The organism is Burkholderia sp. Ax-1720 (assembly GCF_011753035.1).
GTDB lineage: Bacteria > Pseudomonadota > Gammaproteobacteria > Burkholderiales > Burkholderiaceae > Burkholderia > Burkholderia gladioli.
On record NZ_VWWK01000375.1, the window covers coordinates 1 to 2,242 of the forward strand.

Sequence of the window (2,242 nt, forward strand, 5' to 3'; positions counted from 1 at the left end):
GCCGCGCGCGTTGCGCGCGCGCTGGCCGCCGCCGGCGTGGGCCCCGACCAACGCGTCGGCATCTGCATGACGCGCTCGCTCGGCATGGTCGCGGCGCTGCTCGGCACGCTGCGCTCGCCGGGCGCCTTCGTGCCGCTCGACCCGGCCTATCCGGCCGAGCGCCTGGCGATGATGCTCGACGACGCGGGCGTGAAGGTGGTGCTGACCGATGCCGACGCGCAGGCGCGCTGCGGCGAGCTGTTCGCCGGGCGCGTGGCGATCGACGTCGGCGCGCTGGCCGCCGCCGAGGCCGAAAGCGATCACGCCGGTTCGACGCCAGCGGACCCGCATCCCGACCAGCTCGCCTACGTGATCTACACCTCCGGCTCGACCGGCCGCCCGAAGGGCGTGGCGATCTCGCACGGCGCCTTCGCCGCCCACCTCGACGACTTCATCGCCGCGCACGCGATCAGCGCGGCCGACACGCAGCTGCAGTCCTCCACCATCAACTTCGACGTCGCGCTGCACGAGATGCTGCCGGCCCTGCTGCAGGGCGGCCGGATCGAGATGCGCGGCCCCGAGGCCTGGGACATCGACACCACCAGCCGCCACCTGATCGACGCGCGCGTGACCTTCTCGCGCCTGCCGACCGCCTACTGGCAGCAGTGGCTGCGCACGCCGCCGCCGCCCGAGGCGCTGGCCGCGCTGCGGCAGATCACGGTGGGCGGCGAGGGTCTGCCCGGCGACGCGCTGGCGCAATGGCAGCGCGGCCCGCTGGGTCGCATCGGCCTGGCCAACCTGTATGGCCCGACCGAAACCACGGTGGCCTGCATGTACCGCGCCACCACGCCCGAGGATGCCTCGCAGGCGATCGTCTCGATCGGCGTGCCCTATGCCTCGCGCACCGCGCGCGTGCTGGACCGCGACGGCAACGAGGCGCCCATCGGCGCGCTCGGCGAGCTGTGCATCGGCGGCCACACGCTGGCGCGCGGTTATCTCGATCGCCCCTCGCTGACGGCCGACCGTTTCGTGCCCGATCCGCTCGGCGCGCCGGGCTCGCGCCTGTATCGCAGCGGCGACCTGTGCCGCCGCCGCGCCGACGGCGCGATCGACTTCCTCGGCCGCCTGGACCAGCAGATCAAGCTGCGCGGTTTCCGCATCGAGCCCGGCGAGATCGAGGCGGCGCTGCGGCGCCTGCCCGGCGTGGCCGAGGCGGTGGTGGTGCTGGCCAGCGAGCGCGGCGTGGCGCGCCTGGTCGCCTACGTGGTCGGCGCGGCGGGCGTCGCGCTCGACGGCCTCGAGCTGCAGCGCACGCTGGCCCAGCAACTGCCGGCCCACATGGTGCCGGCCGCGATCGCCGTGCTCGCGCGCATGCCCTTGATGCAGAACGGCAAGGTCGATCGCGCCGCGCTGCCGGCCGTCGAGATCGCGCCGGCCGAGGGCTCGCGCGCCGAGCCGCGCAACCAGGCCGAGCGCCTGCTGCTGAGCTGGTGGCAGGCCGTGCTCAAGCGCGAGGATCTCGGCATCGACGACGATTTCTTCGCGGTCGGCGGCGATTCGATCCTGAGCCTGCAACTGATCGCCAAGGCCCGCGCGCAAGGCTGGCTGCTGACGCCGCGCCAAGTATTCGAGCAGCCCAGCGTGGCGCGCCTGGCGGCCGTGATGCGGCCGCTCGACGGCGAGGCCGAGCAGGTCGAGATCCGCGAACCGCTGCCGCTCACCCCGATTCAAGCGTGGTTCCACGCGCGTTATCCGCAAGGCGAGGCGCACTGGAACCAATCGGTCCTGCTGCGCGTGCGCGGCGAACTGGAGCTGCCGGCCTTCGAGCGCGCGCTGGCTGCCGTGATCGCGCGTCACGACGCGCTGCGGCTGCGCTTCGAGCGCGACGGCGACGGCCTTTGGCAACAGCGTGTGCTGGCCGAGGCGCCGGCCGTGCCGGTGCAGTCGATCGACCTGCGCGCGGCCGGCGAACGCTGGGCCGCCGCGCTGGAACAGGCGGGCGAGGAAGCGCAGCGCTCGCTCGATCCTCTTGCGGGCCGGCTGGTCAAGGCGGTGGCGTTCCGCGTGCCCGAGCTTGCCGACGGCGCCGTCGAAGGCCGCCTGCTGCTGGTGATCCATCACCTGGCGGTGGACGGCGTGTCCTGGCGCATCCTGCTGGCCGACCTGGCCGCCGCCTACGAGGCGGCCGTCGCCGGCCGCGCGATCGCGCTCGACGCGGCGCTGCCCTGGAGCGTGTGGGCCGCGGCCCAGCGCGAGGCGGCCA

1 protein-coding gene is annotated in these 2,242 nt (G+C 74.3%); it reads left to right on the top strand.

Translation table 11 applies throughout. From position 1 onward, the window contains the following. Positions 1–2,242 (top strand): non-ribosomal peptide synthetase (locus F3J18_RS36845; protein WP_166917067.1); only part of this gene is annotated, 2,242 nt, incomplete at both ends.